Raw genomic sequence first — 15,393 nt, 5'->3', positions numbered from 1 at the left:
CCCTCTCCCGTCAGCCGACCCGCACGTCCTGCCACACCAGCCGGTGGTCCGAGGTCGGCACATTCGTCCCGCCCCCGACCAGCCGGTACAGCGGATCGTCCGACGTCGGCCAGAACACCCCGTTCCCCACCGGCTCCAGGCCCTTGGACGGCAGGACGTGGTCGACCCGCAGATTCCCGGGCGCGTTGTCGTTGAAGTCGGACGTGTCGTACGCCGGGTTCCCGACGTGCGAGGCGTTGGCGCCGCCCTGCGAACGCGCCGCCTCCACCCCTCCCGCGCTCGCCGGCGGGGTGGCGGGCAGCCGGATCGCCGGGTGCTCCAGCAGCTGCCGTACGGCGTGGTCGTAGCTGTCCCCGTCGTACGGATCCGCGTTGAGGTCGCCCGCGATCACGAACCGCGACCCCGGGCGCAGCCCGCCGCGCCGCCCCTTGTCGTCGTACAGGTAGGAGCTGCGACGCGGCCCGGAGATGTAGTCGGCCCACAGGCGGATCTCGTCGTGGTTGCGCCGGCCGTTGCGGTCCTCGGGGCCGTCGAAGGTGGGCGGGGTCGGATGGGAGACCAGGAAGTGCACGGTGGAGTGGCCGATCCGCACCGGCACGTCCCAGTGGCTCTTGGAGGACAGCCGGAAGATCGCGCGGGCCTCGTCGCTGTAGTAGCCCGGCGGCATCACATGGCCCGGCATGTCCTTCCACAGGAAGTGCTGGAAGGTGCGCACCGCGCGGGCGTCGATCGGGTGCTTGGAGAGCACGAGCATGCCGTACTGCCCCGGGAACCAGCCGTAGCCGAAGGCGTCCTGGCCGTACGCGTCCGAACCGGGCGTGGTGACCGCGCCGTTGCGCCCGTCGAGGTCCACGCCCGAGGCGACGCCCGTGTTGACGGGAGCGGTGTAGCGGTACGGGAAGCGGATCGGCCTGGCACCGCTCTGGCCGACGGCGAGGTAGTTGCGCAGGAACAGCCGGGCCGCCGTGCCGGCGTCGTCGAAGTCGAACTCGTTGATCAGCAGGACGTCCGGGTCGACCCGCTGGATCGTCTCGGCCGCGTTGCGCGCCTGCGCGTTGTCCGGGGTGGACAGGTCGGTGACGAGCGCGCCCTGGGTGCCGCGGTTCAGGGACGCGTTGAACGTGGCGAAGCGGACGGTGCGGCGGCCGGTCGCCGAGGCGGGGACCGCGGTGGATCCGGCGAGTGCCGCACCGGCGACGGCGGCGAGCGCGGTCCGGCGGGAGAAGGCTCTGTGGTCGTGGTTCATCGGGACTCCGGTCAGGGAGGGGACACGTGAACGGGTGAAGTCTGCGCGCGTAGAGATGAACGCCACAAGACCCGTCGAGAACTCCCGAGTTCAGCCCTGATTCACGCGATGGTGTGATCATGTGCCGTGCCGCGGATGCCTCCGGAAGGGCCTGGGTAGGGCCCCGCCCATGACGCAGCCCTTCGAACTCCCGCACTTCTACATGCCGTATCCCGCGCGGCTGAACCCGTACGTCGACGAGGCCCGCGCCCACTCGACCCGGTGGGCACGCGACATGGGGATGCTGGAGGGATCCGGGGTCTGGGAGCAGTCCGACCTCGACGCCCATGACTACGGACTGCTCTGCGCCTACACCCATCCCGACTGCGACGGCCCGGCCCTGTCGCTGATCACCGACTGGTACGTGTGGGTCTTCTTCTTCGACGACCACTTCCTGGAGATCTTCAAACGCACCCAGGACCGCGCCGGCGGCAAGGCCTACCTCGACCGGCTGCCCCTGTTCATGCCGATGGACCTCGCCACCCCGATGCCCGAGCCGCAGAACCCCGTCGAGGCGGGCCTCGCCGACCTGTGGACGCGGACCGTGCCGGCCATGTCGGCCGACTGGCGCCGCCGCTTCGCCGTCGCCACCGAGCATCTCCTCAACGAGTCCCTGTGGGAACTGTCCAACATCAACGAGGGGCGGATCGCCAACCCCGTCGAGTACATCGAGATGCGCCGCAAGGTGGGCGGCGCCCCCTGGTCGGCGGGGCTCGTCGAGTACGCGAGCGCCGAAGTGCCCGTCGCCGTCGCGGAGTCGAGGCCGCTGAGGGTCCTGATGGAGACGTTCTCCGACGCCGTCCATCTGCGCAACGACCTCTTCTCCTACCAGCGGGAGGTCGAGCACGAGGGGGAGAACAGCAACGGTGTGCTGGTCCTGGAGACCTTCTTCGGCTGCACCACCCAGCAGGCCGCCGACACCGTCAACGACATCCTCACCTCCCGGCTCCACCAGTTCGAGCACACCGCCCTCACCGAAGTGCCCGCGCTCGCCCTGGAGAAAGGTCTCTCCCCGGCCGAGGTCGCCGCGGTCGCCGCCTACACCAAGGGACTTCAGGACTGGCAGTCCGGCGGCCACGAGTGGCATCTGCGCTCCAGCCGCTACATGAACGAGGGCGCCACCTCCACCTCGCCCTGGCAGGGCCTCACCGGCCCGGGTACCTCCGCCGCCGACATCGGAGCGCTCCTCGCCTCGGCCGGGGCGGAACGGATGCGGGCGTACACGCATGTGCCGTACCAGAAGGTCGGTCCGTCCCGGCTCCCCGACTTCCTCATGCCCTTCGAGGTCGAGCTCTGCCCGCATCTGCCCGGCGCCCGCCCCCGGCTCACCGAGTGGATGCACCGCATGGGCATGCTCCAGGAGGGCGTCTGGGACGAGGACCGGCTCGCCGCGGCCGACCTGCCGCTGTGCTCGGCGGGACTCGACCCCGACGCGACACCCGAGGCCCTCGACCTCAGCGCGCAGTGGCTCGCCTGGGGGACGTACGGCGACGACTACTACCCGCTCGTCTTCGGCCACCGCCGCGACCTCGCCGCCGCCCGGCTGATCACCCAGCGGCTGTCGGACTGCATGCCGGTGGCGGGCGAGGCGGTTCCGGAGCCCCTCAACGGCATGGAGCGCGGCCTGATCGACCTGTGGCGGCGCACGGCGGCGCAGATGACACCGGAGCAGCGGCGCACCTTCAAGGACTCGGTGAACGTGATGACCGAGAGCTGGGTCTGGGAGCTCTCCAACCAGCTCCAGAACCGCATCCCCGACCCGGTCGACTACCTGGAGATGCGCCGCGCCACCTTCGGCTCCGACCTCACCCTGAGCCTGTCCCGGATGGGCCACGGCTCCGCCGTCCCGCCGGAGGTCTACCGCAGCGGCCCGGTCCGCTCGCTGGAGAACGCGGCCATCGACTACGGCATGCTCATCAACGACGTCTTCTCGTACCAGAAGGAGATCGAGTACGAGGGCGAGGTCCACAACGCGATCCTCGTGGTGCAGAACTTCTTCGGCGTCGACTACCCGTCCGCGCTCGATGTCGTCCACGACCTGATGACCCAGCGCATGCAGCAGTTCCAGCACGTCGTCGCGCACGAACTGCCCATCGTCTACGACGACTTCGGCCTCTCGGACGAGGCGCGCGAGATCATGGGCGACTACGTGGCCGACCTCCGGAACTGGATGGCGGGCATCCTGCACTGGCACCGCAGCGTCGACCGCTACAAGGCCGAATACCAGTCCCGCCGGTCCCACGGCTTCCTCCCGGACCGGCCGCCGGCCCTGCCGCTGTCGCTCACCGGCTGACCGGCACTCCGGGTTCAGTCCTGTCACCGAACGTAACAGCCGCCACTGACAACGGGAGTTCGCGCTTCCAGGCGCGGTTTTCGGACCTTCTCGTGCGGAACGGGATATTCAGGGAACGTCGGCGATGCGCCAGGGGTCTTCCGGGGTGAGGGAAACAAGACCGCAGAACACACGGGGGTGTTCGATCTTGACCGACATCATCGAGAGGATCACGGAGAGCGACAAGGGGGAGCAGAAGGCGGCGCCGGGCGAACTGGCGCCGTATGTCGCGCCGTTGCCCGTCCCGCCCGTCCTGAAGCCCGCCACCGGCGATGTGCTGCGCGAGACGGAGATCGCCCTTCAGCCGACCTGGGTCCGGCTGCACCCGCAACTGCCACCGACCCTGATGTGGGGGTACGAGGGTCTGGTGCCCGGCCCCACCATCGAGGTGCGGCGCGGACAGCGGCTCCGCATCGCCTGGACCAACCGCGTTCCCAAGGGCAGCGAATACCCGGTCACCGCCGTCGAGGTACCGGTCCGCCCGGCGGGCGCCCCGCCCGCCACCACCGAGCCCGGCCGCGGCGGCGTCAAGCCCAGCGCGGACGTGGCCGCCCTGCCCGCCTGGTCGGTGACCCATCTGCACGGCGCCCAGACGGGCGGCGGCAACGACGGCTGGGCGGACAACGCCGTGGGATTCGGCGACGCCCAGCTCTCCGAGTACCCGAACGACCACCAGGCGGTCCAGTGGTGGTACCACGACCACGCCATGAACATCACGCGGTGGAACGTGATGGCGGGCCTGTACGGCACCTACCTCGTCCGTGACGAGGAGGAGGACGCCCTCCATCTCCCCTACGGGGAGCGGGAGATCCCGCTGCTGCTCGCCGACCGCAACCTCGACACCGACGAGGACGGACTGCTCAACGGCCGGCTGCTGCACAAGACGGTCGTGGTGAACCCGTCCCACCCGGAGACGGGCAAGCCGGTCACGACACCGTTCCTCGGCCCGTACACCACGGTCAACGGCCGTATCTGGCCGTACGCCGACGTGGACGACGGCTGGTACCGCTTCCGCCTGGTGAACGCGTCCAACGCGCGGATCTACGACCTGGTCCTGGTGGACGAGGACGACCGTCCGGTGCCGGGCATCGTGCACCAGATCGGCAGCGACGGCGGGCTGCTGCCGCGGCCCGTGCCGATCGACTTCGACGGCGCGCTGCCCACCCTGACGGCCGCCCCGGCCGAACGCTTCGACCTGCTGGTCGACTTCCGCGGCCTCGCGGGCCGCAGGCTCCGGCTGGTCAACAAGGGGCCCAACCAGCCCGTGGGCGTACCCGACCCGGTGGGCAATGTGCGCTACCCGGCGGTCATGGAGTTCCGGGTCCGTGAGTCCTGCGAGACCGACACCTTCGAGCTGCCCGAGGTGCTCTCGGGCTCCTTCCGCCGGATCACGCACGACGTGGCGCACGGCCACCGGCTGATCGTGCTCACGCCGCCCGGCACCAAGGGCGCCGGCGGACATCCCGAGATCTGGGAGATGGCCGAGGTCGAGGACGCGAGCGGCATCCCGTTCCCGGCCGAGGGGATCATCCAGGTCACCGGTCCCGACGGCACCACGAAGACGTACCGGCGCACGGCCCGGACCTTCAACGACGGACTGGGCTTCACCATCGCCGAGGGCAGCCACGAGCAGTGGAGCTTCCTCAACCTCGCGCCGATTCCGCACCCGATGCACATCCACCTGGCCGACTTCCAGGCGCTGGGGCGGGACCCGTACGTGGTGACGGGCTTCGACCAGGCGGTGGGCGGCACCCGCACACCGATCGCGTACGACCCGACCCGGACGATCCCGCTGGCGCCCAACGAGCTCGGCCACAAGGACGTCTACCGCGTCCCGGGCAACCAGATGCTGCGGATCATGGGCAGGTTCGACGGGGCGTACGGCCGGTTCATGTACCACTGCCACTTCCTGGAGCACGAGGACATGGGCATGATGCGGCCCTTCGTCGTCCTGCCGCCCGAGGCCCTGAAGTTCGACCACGGCGCCGGCCACCACGGCGGGCACGGGGAGGGGCACACGGGCTGACCCCGGTGGCACGTCACGCGCCCGTACCCGACGGACCGGGTACGGGCGCGTGACGTCGGACGGCAGACCGGCCGAGTGCCGAACGCACACGATCTTGAGCGGCCCGAACACCCATGGCTTCCCGTTCTTGACCACCGGTCAGTCTCACTCGTTCGTGGCTCGTCAGGCGCCGCCGTCCCGGGTAGCCACCAGCCGGGAGCGACCCCGTTCCCCCACTGCCTCAAGGGCGTGGGCGGTGCCCCCAGCCGGAGGCAAGCCATGGAACAGACCGCGTTGCGTCCGAAGCCGATGCCCGGCCAGGAGCCGGGGGGCGGCAGCAGACCCCGTGCCGCCCGGCACCCGCACGCCGCACCCCGCCGCGCCCGAAAGCTGCGGACCCTGCTGCTCGCGCTGTTCGTCGGCACGGTCCTGGTGCTGTCCGGCGTCGGCCTCGGCACGGTCGGCGCCACGGTGATCGGCATGAGCAGACTCGCCGAGATGCAGCGGCAGCTGGAGCGCACCCCGCCCGTCTCGACCCGCTCGAACCCGTCGTCGCCCTCGCCGTCCGCCGCGTCGCCCACCCCCGCGCCGGCCCCGCCCACGGCCACCCTCGGTGTGGAGGCCGTCGACGCCGCGAAGGCGGGCGCCCTGATCGTCGGCGTGCATGTGCCGGGTCCGGGCTTCGCGGCGGGCCTGGTGCGGGGCGACGTACTCCTCCAGGTCGGCAAGGCCCGCGTCGACTCGGCCGCCGACCTCGCCCGCGCCGTCGCCGACACCCGCCCCGGCAAGGAGATCACCTTGACGGTCCGTCATCAGAGCGGCGGCTACCAGCAGTTGACCGCCGTACCCGGAATCGTCACGTGACGACCCGGAAGTGGCTGGTGAGCCGCCCCGTGTCGTCGAGGATGTGGAACGCGAACCCGACCGGCGCGTCCCGGTCCGCGATCTGCTCCCCCTCCCAGGGCATCCGCAGCGTCCACGTCACCCCCGGACCGACCACCAGCGGCCGCCCGGCGAAGACGGTCGCGGCGGGCGTGTGGGCGTGGCCGGTGATGATCCCGGCGATCCCGGGGCGGCGTGCGAGCAGCGCGGCCAGCCGGTCGGGCTCCCGCAACGGATAGGAGTCGGGCAGCGGGTGGTGCAGTGCGACCGGCGGGTGGTGGAAAGCGAGCAGTGCGCGCCGCTCCCCGCCGAGGTCGTCCAGCGTCGCCTCGATCCAGTCGTACGTCTCCTCCTCCAGGGCCCCTTCGTCCTGGCCCGGGATGCTGGAGTCGCACATCAGCACCGCGGCGTCGTCGAAGACCCGCACGCTGTTGACCGGCCCGTCCGCCGCCGGCAGCCCGAGCAGGGCCTTGCGGTACGGGGCTCGGCTGTCGTGGTTGCCCGGGCAGGTCAGCACCGGGAACGGCGCGTCGCCGAGGATCCGCGCGACCTCCTTGTACTCCGCCTCCGCGCCGTGGTCCGCGATGTCCCCCGTCACCAGCAGCGCGTCCACCCGCCCCGGCAGGCCCCACAGCCGGTCGCGCACCAGCTCCGCGCGCTCCGTGGCCCGTTCGCTTCCGTCCAGATGCAGATCGCTGATGTGCGCGAGCACGAGCACGGTCGTGTGCCTCCCCGGAGATCGACCCTCATCACGTACGTGAATCCAAGCACTGTGGCTAATGCTTGCGCAATCGATAACCGTTAATCCCGGACAATCGCTGGTCGGCGACGAGACCGGTGTGTTCGTCCGGCACCCGGCCCCTGCCATGGCCGACGGACCCTCGCGAACACCCCCCGCGCCCGCCGCACCCCCGGCAAACACCGTGAACCGGCTCGCGCCGCCCCCGCTGTCCGGGCAGGATGCTGCCCGTAGTCTCATCGCCTGCCCTGGGAGGCCCGGATGACCGGCAGTACGCCCTTCACCGCCGACGACTACCGGGCCCGCATGGAGCGCGCCGCCCGGGCGGCCGCCGACGCCGGACTGGCCGGACTCCTCGTGGCACCCGGCCCGGACCTGGTCTGGCTCACCGGCTACACCCCGACCGCGATCACCGAACGGCTCACCCTGCTGGTCCTCGCCGCCGGCCAGGCTCCCGTCCTCGTCGTGCCCACCCTGGAGGCCCCGGACGCCGCGCACGCCACCGGCGCGCCCGCGCTGACCCTGCGCGACTGGACCGACGGCAAGGACCCCTACGCCGCCACCGCCGCCCTCCTCGACTCCGGCGGCCGGTTCGGCATCAGCGACAACGCCTGGGCGATGCACCTGCTGGGGCTCCAGAAGGCGCTCCCCGGCACCTCGTACGCCTCCCTCACCGACGCCCTGCCGATGCTGCGGGCCGTCAAGGACACGGCGGAGCTGGAGCTGCTGGCGGCCGCGGGAGCGGCCGCTGACGCAACGTTCGAGGAGATCCGGAAGGTTCCCTTCGGCGGCCGCCGGGAGTCCGAGGTCGCCGCCGACCTCGCCGCTCTGCTGCGCCGCTTCGGACACTCCCAGGTCGACTTCACCATCGTCGCCTCGGGCCCGAACGGCGCCAACCCGCACCATGAGATCGGCGACCGGGTCATCGAGCGCGGCGACATGGTCGTCCTCGACTTCGGCGGCCTCAAGGACGGCTACGGCTCCGACACCTCCCGCACCGTCCACGTGGGCGAACCCACCGACGAGGAACGCCGGGTCCACGACCTCGTGCGCGAGGCCCAGGAGGCCGGCTTCCGCGCGGTGCGCCCCGGCGTCGCCTGCCAGGAGGTCGACCGGGCGGCCCGCAAGGTCATCGCCGACGCCGGCTACGGCGCGTACTTCATCCACCGCACCGGCCACGGCATCGGCGTCACCACGCACGAACCGCCGTACATGATCGAGGGCGAACAGCAGCCCCTCGTCCCCGGCATGTGCTTCTCCGTCGAACCCGGCATCTATCTGCCGGGACGCTTCGGGGTGCGCATCGAGGACATCGTCACGGTCACCGAGGACGGCGGCCGCCGCCTCAACGACACGACCCGAGACATGGTCATAGTGGACTGAGCAGCCATCAGGAGCCCCAGCACACCCCCGAGTGACTACGGCGCGACCATGACCCAGGCACCGACACCCACCGCGGACACCGTCCGCCGGCTGGTCCGTTCCCTCCTCAAGGACGCCTCCGCCGGCGCCGGACCCGACGTCCGGCCCGTCGCCGAGAGCGCCGAGCCCGCCACCTGGTGGGTCGGCACCCGCCATGTGCTGCGCCTCGCCCCCGACCGCGAGGCCGCCCTGCGCCAGCGCCGCGAACTGCGGCTGCGCGACCTCGTCCGCCCGCACGTTCCGCCCGCCGTTCCGACGAGCGTGGCCCACGGCGAGTGGACGCCGGGGCTGACCTACACGCTCGACGCCCTGGTCCCCGGCGGCACCGCGCGTGAGCACGACGTCTCCGCCGTCGGCGAGGCCGACCTGGCCGCGCTGCTCACCGGACTGCGCGAGGTGCCCGTCCGGCAGGCCGAGACCCTCGGCGTCCCGCGCACCGCCCCGCGCTCCCTGGAGGCGCTGCGCCGAGCCGCCGAACGCTCCGCCCGACTCCTCGCCGCCGCCGACGAGTTCGACCCGGGACGTCTGCACCAGCTGACCCAGGCGGCCGCCGTCCAGCTCGCCGCCCAGCCCGGCACGGCCGTCCTCGTCCACCACGGACTCACCGGCGACCACCTCGTGGTCAGCGCCGACGGCCGGGTACGCGGCGTGCTCGGCTGGGCGGAGGCGATCGTCGGCGACCCCGCCGAGGACATCGCGGGACTCGCCCTCGCCGTCGGTTCCCCCGCCGCCGTCCGTGCCGCCACGCTCGCCGGCTACGGCGCCCGCCCCTGTCTGCGCGGCCTGTGGCTCGCCCGCTGCGACGCGGTCGTCCACCTCGCCGAACGCCTGGAGGGCCGCGGCGCCACGCCGCTCGCGGAGCTGCGGGTGCAGCTCGGGAACGCCTGGGAGGCGATCCTGCTGGAGCGGGTGACGGAACTGCGGGAGGGCGACGAGGAGGAGTGACCGCGCCCCTCACGCGCGCCGAGTCCCTCACTCCTGGAGGAGCACCACGCACGACTCCCCGGGCACATGCAGCACCCCGTCCGCCCCCGGCCCCTCCACGGGCTCCCAGGCGGCCAGTACACGCGCCTGACGCGGCCCCAGGGGGATCGCGGCGGGCCCCTTGGCCAGATTCACCGCCACCCGCACGTCCCCGCGCCTGAAGGCCAGCCAGCGCCCCCGCTCGTCGTACGCCACCTTCGTGTCGGCGAGGTCGGGGTCGGTGAGGTCGGCCTGTTCGCGGCGGAGCGCGAGGAGCCGGCGGTACCAGTCCAGTACGCGCGCGTGGGGTTCGCGTGCGGGCTCGGACCAGTCGAGGCAGGAGCGGTCCCGGGTCGCCGGGTCCTGCGGATCGGGCACGTCCTCCTCCCGCCAGCCGTGCGCGGCGAACTCCCGCCGCCTGCCCCGCCGTACGGCCTCCGCCAGCTCGGGATCGGTGTGGTCGGTGAAGAACTGCCAGGGCGTCCCCGCCGCCCACTCCTCGCCCATGAACAGCATCGGCGTGAACGGAGCGGTCAGCGTCAGCGTCGCCGCGCAGGCCAGCAGCCCGGGGGAGAGGCTCGCCGAGAGCCGGTCGCCCTGGGCGCGGTTGCCCACCTGGTCGTGGGTCTGGCTGTAGCCGAGCAGCCGGTGCGCGGCCACCCGCGAACGGTCCAGCGGGCGCCCGTGCCGGCGGCCCCGGAAACTCGAGTACGTGCCGTCGTGGAAGTACCCGCCGGTGAGCGTCTTGGCCAGCGCGGCGAGGGGGGCGCGGCCGAAGTCGGCGTAGTAGCCCTGGGACTCGCCGGTCAGCGCGGTGTGCAGACAGTGGTGGAAGTCGTCGTTCCACTGCGCGTGCAGCCCCAGTCCGCCCTCCGCGCGGGAGGTGATCAGCCGCGGGTCGTTCAGGTCGGACTCGGCGATCAGGAACAGCGGCCGGCCCGTCTCGGCGGCGAGCGTGTCCACCGCCGTCGACAGCTCCTCCAGGAAGTGGCACGCGCGCGTGTCCGCCAGCGCGTGCACCGCGTCCAGACGCAGCCCGTCGATCCGGTAGTCCCGCAGCCACGCCAGCGCGCTGCCGAGCAGATACGCCCGCACCTCGTCCGACCCGGGCGCGTCCAGATTCACCGCCGAACCCCACGGTGTGTGGTGGGTGTCCGTGAAGTACGGCCCGAACGCGGGCAGGTAGTTGCCCGACGGCCCCAGATGGTTGTGTACGACGTCCAGGACCACCCCGAGACCGAGCTCGTGCGCCCGGTCGACGAACCGTTTCAGCCCCTCGGGCCCGCCGTACGGCTCGTGCACGGCCCACAGCGACACGCCCTCGTACCCCCAGCCGTGCCGGCCGGGGAAGGGGCACAGGGGCATCAACTCCACGTGCGTGACGCCCAGTTCGACGAGATGCCCGAGGCGCTCGGCGGCCGCCTCCAAGGTGCCCTCACGCGTGTACGTGCCCACGTGCAGCTCGTACAGGACCGCGCCCGGCAGCGGCCGTCCGGACCACTCCGTGCGCCACGTGTACCGCCCCTGGTCGACGACCGCGCTCAACCCGTCCGGGCCGTCGGGCTGCCGACGCGAGCACGGGTCCGGCAGCACGGGACCGTCGTCCAGCGCGAAGCCGTACCGCGAGCCGTCCTGTGCCTCCGCCTCGCCTCGCCACCATCCGGTCCGCTCAGGATCGCGTTCCAACGCGCGCGTGGCGCCGTCGCACTGGAGCGTCACACGGTCGGCCTGCGGTGCCCACACCTCGAACTGCACGGACGGTTCCCCTTCGTCTGCTCACCGTGATGTAGCCCGTCCATCGTGCTTCAAACGGAACCGATCCGCTTTTGAATCTTCCCTTTTGCGGCGGGTGTCGTGGCAGGTGGCGTCACGTGTACGCGCGTGGCGGCTGTTCTCACGTTTTCTGGACACCCGGCGTTCACTGCCCGACAATCACGAACGTGACGTCGTCCTTCGAGTTCAACACGTATCCCGCGCGGCTCTCCGACGCGGAGCGCGACAAGGCGCTGAACGTGCTCCGTGACGGCGTCGCCATGGGTCGGCTGTCGCACGACACGTTCATCCGGCGCATGGAGCTGGCGCTCGCCGCCCGCCGCTCGGACGAACTCGCGGCGCTCACCGCCGACTTGCCCTCCGAGGGACGCTTCTCCCGGCTGGTGTTCGGCTCCGTGGAGGCGGTCTCCGGCTTCACCCAGCGGCTGCGCCGCGCCTGGCAGGCCGAGCGGCTCCCCAAGCTGCTGCTGCCGCACCCCGGCAACGGCTATCCGCTGCGGATCGGCCGCGACCCCGCCAACGGCCTGAGGCTGACCCACGAGACGGTGTCCCGGGTGCACGCCGAGCTGAGCCGCCAGGGCGGCATGTGGGTGCTGCGGGACCTCGGTTCGACCAATGGCACGACGGTGAACGGACGGCGCGTCATCGGGGCCGCCGTGGTCCGTGAGGGCGACCAGATCGGCTTCGGCCGGATGTGGTTCCGGCTCTCCGCCGACTGAGCCCGGCCGTCCGCGAACTGAGCCGAACCTTAGCTCTGGCCTGGGGTTTACGTCCTGTCGAGGGCTCAGATCCCTTTGCCGAACGCGGTGTTGACGTACCCCACAAGTCGTGACTCACTGTGCGTACACCATGCACACCAGGTGAACCGACGGCACCAAATTCGTGGAGGTGTGCCCTGCCGCCACTCCTCCGCTACCCGACCGTCGACGAGTTGGGCGCCCGGGCGTCCGCACTCGTCGCCCGCCACCCCGGCGACGCCAGACTGCGCACGGTCGGCACGTCCCGCGCGGGCACGCCGCTGTGGCTGCTGTCCATCGGCCACGGCACCCACCAGGCCCTCATAGTCGCCGGCCCGCACGCCAACGAACCCGTGGGCGGCGGCACCGTCCTGCGGCTCGCCGAACGCGCCCTCGCCGACCCCGTGCTCACCGAGGGCGCCGACGCCACCTGGAACCTGCTGCTCAGCCTCGACCCCGACGGGCTGCGCCGCAACGAGGGCTGGCTGCACGGCCCGTACACCCTCGGCCGGCACTTCCGGAACTTCTTCCGGCCCGGCTTCCTGGAACAGCCCGAGTGGCTGCCCGACGGCGCCGACGCCGTCACCCTGCCCGAGACCCGCGCGCTGCTCGACCTCCAGGACGAACTGCGCCCCTTCCTCCAGTGCTCCCTGCACGGCGTCGACGTGGGCGGCGGCTTCGTCGAGCTGACCCACGACCTGCCCGGCCTCGCGGGCCGCGTCGCCCACCACGCGGCCCGCCTCGGCATCCCACGCGAACTCGGCCCCTACGACACCCTGTACTGGCCGGTCCTGGGACCCGCCGTCTTCCGGATCCCGCCGCCCCGCCGCGGCGACCTGGCCGCCGCCATCACCGAGGCCGCCGTCGAGTCGACCTGGTACCACCCCCACCGGTACGGCACCGTGACCGCGATCGTCGAGGCGCCCATGTGGGGCGTACCCGCCGTCGAGGACGGCTCCCCGCCCGCCGACGCGGCCGCCGTGCTGCGGACCGTCAGCCACACCCTGCGCCACGACACCCAGCGCCTGGAGCGCCTCTTCGCGCGCGTCCGCCCCTTCGTCGCCGCCGCCCCGGACGCGGAGCGGCTGCTCGCACCGGTCGACGACTATTTACTGGTCTGCCCCGGCATCGCCGACTCCTGGGACCCCGACGTCGACGACGGCTCCCATCCGCTGCCGCCCCTCAGCACCGGCCATCTGGCCGCCCTGCGGATCTCCGGCCGCCGCCTGACGCTGCGCACCGCGGGCCTGCTGCACCAGCTCGTGACGGCCGCCGGGACCGATCCGGCCGGTGCCCTGCCCGAGCTGGACCGCCTCATCGACGAGTGGTGCGCCGACTACCGCGACGGCTGCGGGGCACGCTGGATCCCCGTCGCACGCCAGGTGGAGTACCAGACGCGGGTGGTGCAGACCGTGTTCGAACTGGCCGTGCGGCACACGCGCGTGGGCTCCCGTTCGGGTGAGTCGGGGTGGGGATCACAGGCGGCGGTGCCGATGCATCTGGAATGACGAACCGCACCGCATCGAAGGCGGCACGAGGCACTCTCCTCGCCGCCGCCCTCCTCCTCGCCACCACGGCCCCCGCGCAGGCGGCACCCGAGGACTCCCGCGCCGACGACGGGCTCTTCCTGACGGTCACCCAGGGCGACGCCCGCTCCAGCGACACCCGCGGCACGCTGCTGCTGTGCGACCCGCCCCAGGGACACGGGCGAGCGGCCGAGGCCTGCGCGGAACTGGAGGCGGCGGACGGCGACATCGCCGCGCTCCCGGTGAAGGACACCAACTGCCCGATGATCTACGCCCCGGTGACCGCACGCGCGCAGGGGCAGTGGAACGGGCGGCCGGTCGACTACACGGAGACCTTCTCCAACGGCTGTGTGATGGCCGGACGGACCGGATCGGTGTTCGCGCTCGACGGCCTCGTCCCCTGACTCCGGCTGGTGGCGGCGGGGCTCAGGCCGCCCTCGCGCGCGCGTGGAGTGCCGCTGCCACCACCGTGCGGGACTGGTGCTCGATCTGGTGTTCCAACGGCACCCAGCGGGCCCGGAAACGGTCCGCGAAGGCCTCGCTCCAGGTCGCCACCAACCGCTCCAGACGGGGCGCCGCACGGTCGTCGTTCTCCAGCAGCACCCGCAGCAGCATCGACGCCGCCCGCAGCGGCAGCCGGCGCGCGAACGCGTCCACGCTGCCCACGTACGCGCGCGTGTTGTCGGCGGGCGGGGTGTGCATCCAGTCCGCCGCCAGCCCCGGCACCAATTCCAGGCCCCACCGGGAGGCCCGCAGCAGCGGCCCGTCGACGTCCGGCAGCCGAGGCGTGGCGTCGGCGAGCACCCGCTCCACCTGCCGCGCGTCCTGGAGCAGCCGCCCCGCCAGGCGCCGCAGCGCGACGGCCGGTGCCGGATGCGGCGCCGGGTCGTCGACCAGGTCGCTCGCCCACATCGGCACCTCGACGATCGCGGTCAGCCCGCCGTACCGATGCGCGTGGTACCAGGTGCTGTTGCGCGCGTCGTCCGGCATGCTCGGGTACGCCGCCCCCGCGCCCGGCGCGGGCATCACATGCACCCCGGGCCCGGACGCGGGCCAGCCCGCGGCGTCCGAGGCACCCGTCTCCACCGGGATGTTCAGCTCCGCCGCGGACTTGGCGAACGGCTCCGCGAGACCCGGGATGTCCTTCGTCAGCTGCACCCAGCTGCCGCCCAGATCGGTGCCGTGCAGGGTCACCTGGAGGTAGGGGCGCAGCTCGTCGATGACGCCGGTCAGGGCGCGGGTCTCCGGCGGCAGCCGGTCCGGCGGCAGCACCGCCGGGGACCATTCGGGCTGCTCGTGGCCCGCGGGCCGGAAGAAGCCGAGGTGGTAGTCGTAGAGGCTGCGCGGCGCGGGCGTGACGTGCAGGCTCGCCCCGTCGGGGTCCGCGCACAGCAGGAAGTGCCAGGACGTGCCCAGCCTCAACTCCCGTTCGTTCACCACGCGTTCGGCGACATCGAGGAGGGTGGCGCCGCCGGTCGGCTCGTTGGCGTGGGCGCCGGCGACGACGAGCACGGCACGCCGGGCATGGCCCACGGACAGCAGATGCAGGGGTCTGCCCGCCCGGGAGCGGCCGACCTGTCGCAGGGTGCACAGAGCGGGCCGGCGAGCGGCCAACGCCCTCGCGGACGCGACGACTTCGGTCACTGTGGGGTAGCGCAGCTCCGGCAGGAGACTCACCCCCGACACATCCGCATCCGCCCGGCTTCGCAATCCGCAGTACCCCACGCCC

Annotated in this window: 12 protein-coding genes; 8 read left to right on the top strand and 4 right to left on the bottom strand. The window is 72.4% G+C overall.

Annotated features, from left to right (window positions below; all coding sequences use genetic code 11):
• Positions 1-10: 10 nt before the first annotated feature.
• A complete protein-coding gene (locus tag ACFY0U_RS07100; protein ID WP_388631446.1) occupies positions 11-1,246 on the bottom strand; it encodes an endonuclease/exonuclease/phosphatase family protein in 1,236 nt (411 codons plus the stop codon).
• A 169-nt stretch (positions 1,247-1,415) separates the two neighbouring features.
• Here ACFY0U_RS07100 and cyc2 point away from each other — a divergent pair, with 169 nt between their 5' ends.
• The 3 genes from cyc2 (at position 1,416) to ACFY0U_RS07085 (ending at position 6,486) form a co-directional block, all read left to right on the top strand.
• Positions 1,416-3,578 carry a germacradienol/geosmin synthase Cyc2 gene (gene cyc2, locus ACFY0U_RS07095; protein ID WP_388631444.1) on the top strand — a complete coding sequence of 721 codons (2,163 nt, stop codon included), beginning with the start codon at positions 1,416-1,418 and terminating at the stop codon, positions 3,576-3,578.
• A 187-nt stretch (positions 3,579-3,765) separates the two neighbouring features.
• Positions 3,766-5,643, top strand: a complete 1,878-nt coding sequence (gene phsA / locus ACFY0U_RS07090; RefSeq protein ID WP_388631441.1) for an O-aminophenol oxidase PhsA — start codon at positions 3,766-3,768, stop codon at positions 5,641-5,643.
• A gap of 258 nt (positions 5,644-5,901) precedes the next feature.
• Entirely contained in the window at positions 5,902-6,486 is a 585-nt protein-coding gene (locus ACFY0U_RS07085) for a PDZ domain-containing protein (RefSeq protein ID WP_388631438.1), read from the top strand.
• Here the strand turns inward: ACFY0U_RS07085 and ACFY0U_RS07080 are convergent.
• The gene (locus ACFY0U_RS07080) at positions 6,479-7,222 is read right to left on the bottom strand and encodes a phosphodiesterase (protein WP_388631435.1); all 744 of its coding nucleotides are present in this window, start codon (positions 7,220-7,222) and stop codon (positions 6,479-6,481) included. The genes ACFY0U_RS07085 and ACFY0U_RS07080 overlap by 8 nt on opposite strands.
• A 282-nt stretch (positions 7,223-7,504) precedes the next feature.
• On the opposite strand from ACFY0U_RS07080, the gene ACFY0U_RS07075 reads away from it, so the two are divergent.
• Both ACFY0U_RS07075 and ACFY0U_RS07070 read left to right on the top strand, forming a co-directional pair.
• Positions 7,505-8,626 (top strand): aminopeptidase P family protein, encoded by a 1,122-nt coding sequence (locus ACFY0U_RS07075; protein ID WP_388631432.1) that lies wholly within the window; start codon positions 7,505-7,507, stop codon positions 8,624-8,626.
• A gap of 48 nt (positions 8,627-8,674) precedes the next feature.
• Positions 8,675-9,610 carry an aminoglycoside phosphotransferase family protein gene (locus ACFY0U_RS07070; RefSeq protein WP_388631429.1) on the top strand — a complete coding sequence of 312 codons (936 nt, stop codon included), beginning with the start codon at positions 8,675-8,677 and terminating at the stop codon, positions 9,608-9,610.
• Between the two features lie 27 nt (positions 9,611-9,637).
• Here ACFY0U_RS07070 and treZ read toward each other — a convergent pair whose 3' ends face one another.
• Positions 9,638-11,383: a malto-oligosyltrehalose trehalohydrolase gene (gene treZ, locus ACFY0U_RS07065; RefSeq protein WP_388631427.1), complete on the bottom strand. Its 1,746-nt coding sequence runs from the start codon at positions 11,381-11,383 to the stop codon at positions 9,638-9,640.
• Between the two features lie 185 nt (positions 11,384-11,568).
• On the opposite strand from treZ, the gene ACFY0U_RS07060 reads away from it, so the two are divergent.
• The 3 genes from ACFY0U_RS07060 (at position 11,569) to ACFY0U_RS07050 (ending at position 14,068) form a co-directional block, all read left to right on the top strand.
• Positions 11,569-12,120 carry an FHA domain-containing protein gene (locus ACFY0U_RS07060; RefSeq protein ID WP_046260753.1) on the top strand — a complete coding sequence of 184 codons (552 nt, stop codon included), beginning with the start codon at positions 11,569-11,571 and terminating at the stop codon, positions 12,118-12,120.
• Positions 12,121-12,332: 212 nt separating this feature from the next.
• Positions 12,333-13,646: a M14 family zinc carboxypeptidase gene (locus tag ACFY0U_RS07055; protein ID WP_388631424.1), complete on the top strand. Its 1,314-nt coding sequence runs from the start codon at positions 12,333-12,335 to the stop codon at positions 13,644-13,646.
• The gene (locus ACFY0U_RS07050; protein WP_388631421.1) at positions 13,643-14,068 is read left to right on the top strand and encodes an SSI family serine proteinase inhibitor; all 426 of its coding nucleotides are present in this window, start codon (positions 13,643-13,645) and stop codon (positions 14,066-14,068) included. The genes ACFY0U_RS07055 and ACFY0U_RS07050 overlap by 4 nt, the downstream gene beginning before the upstream one ends.
• Before the next feature lie 22 nt (positions 14,069-14,090).
• Here ACFY0U_RS07050 and ACFY0U_RS07045 read toward each other — a convergent pair whose 3' ends face one another.
• Complete coding sequence (locus tag ACFY0U_RS07045) at positions 14,091-15,341, bottom strand: M14 family zinc carboxypeptidase (protein ID WP_388631418.1); 1,251 nt, start codon at positions 15,339-15,341, stop codon at positions 14,091-14,093.
• Positions 15,342-15,393 lie beyond the last annotated feature (52 nt).

Source organism: Streptomyces sp. NPDC001536, assembly GCF_042894505.1.
Classification (GTDB): Bacteria; Actinomycetota; Actinomycetes; order Streptomycetales; family Streptomycetaceae; genus Streptomyces.
Note: the sequence above shows the minus strand (reverse complement) of the source record. Positions and strands in the feature narration are given on the sequence as shown.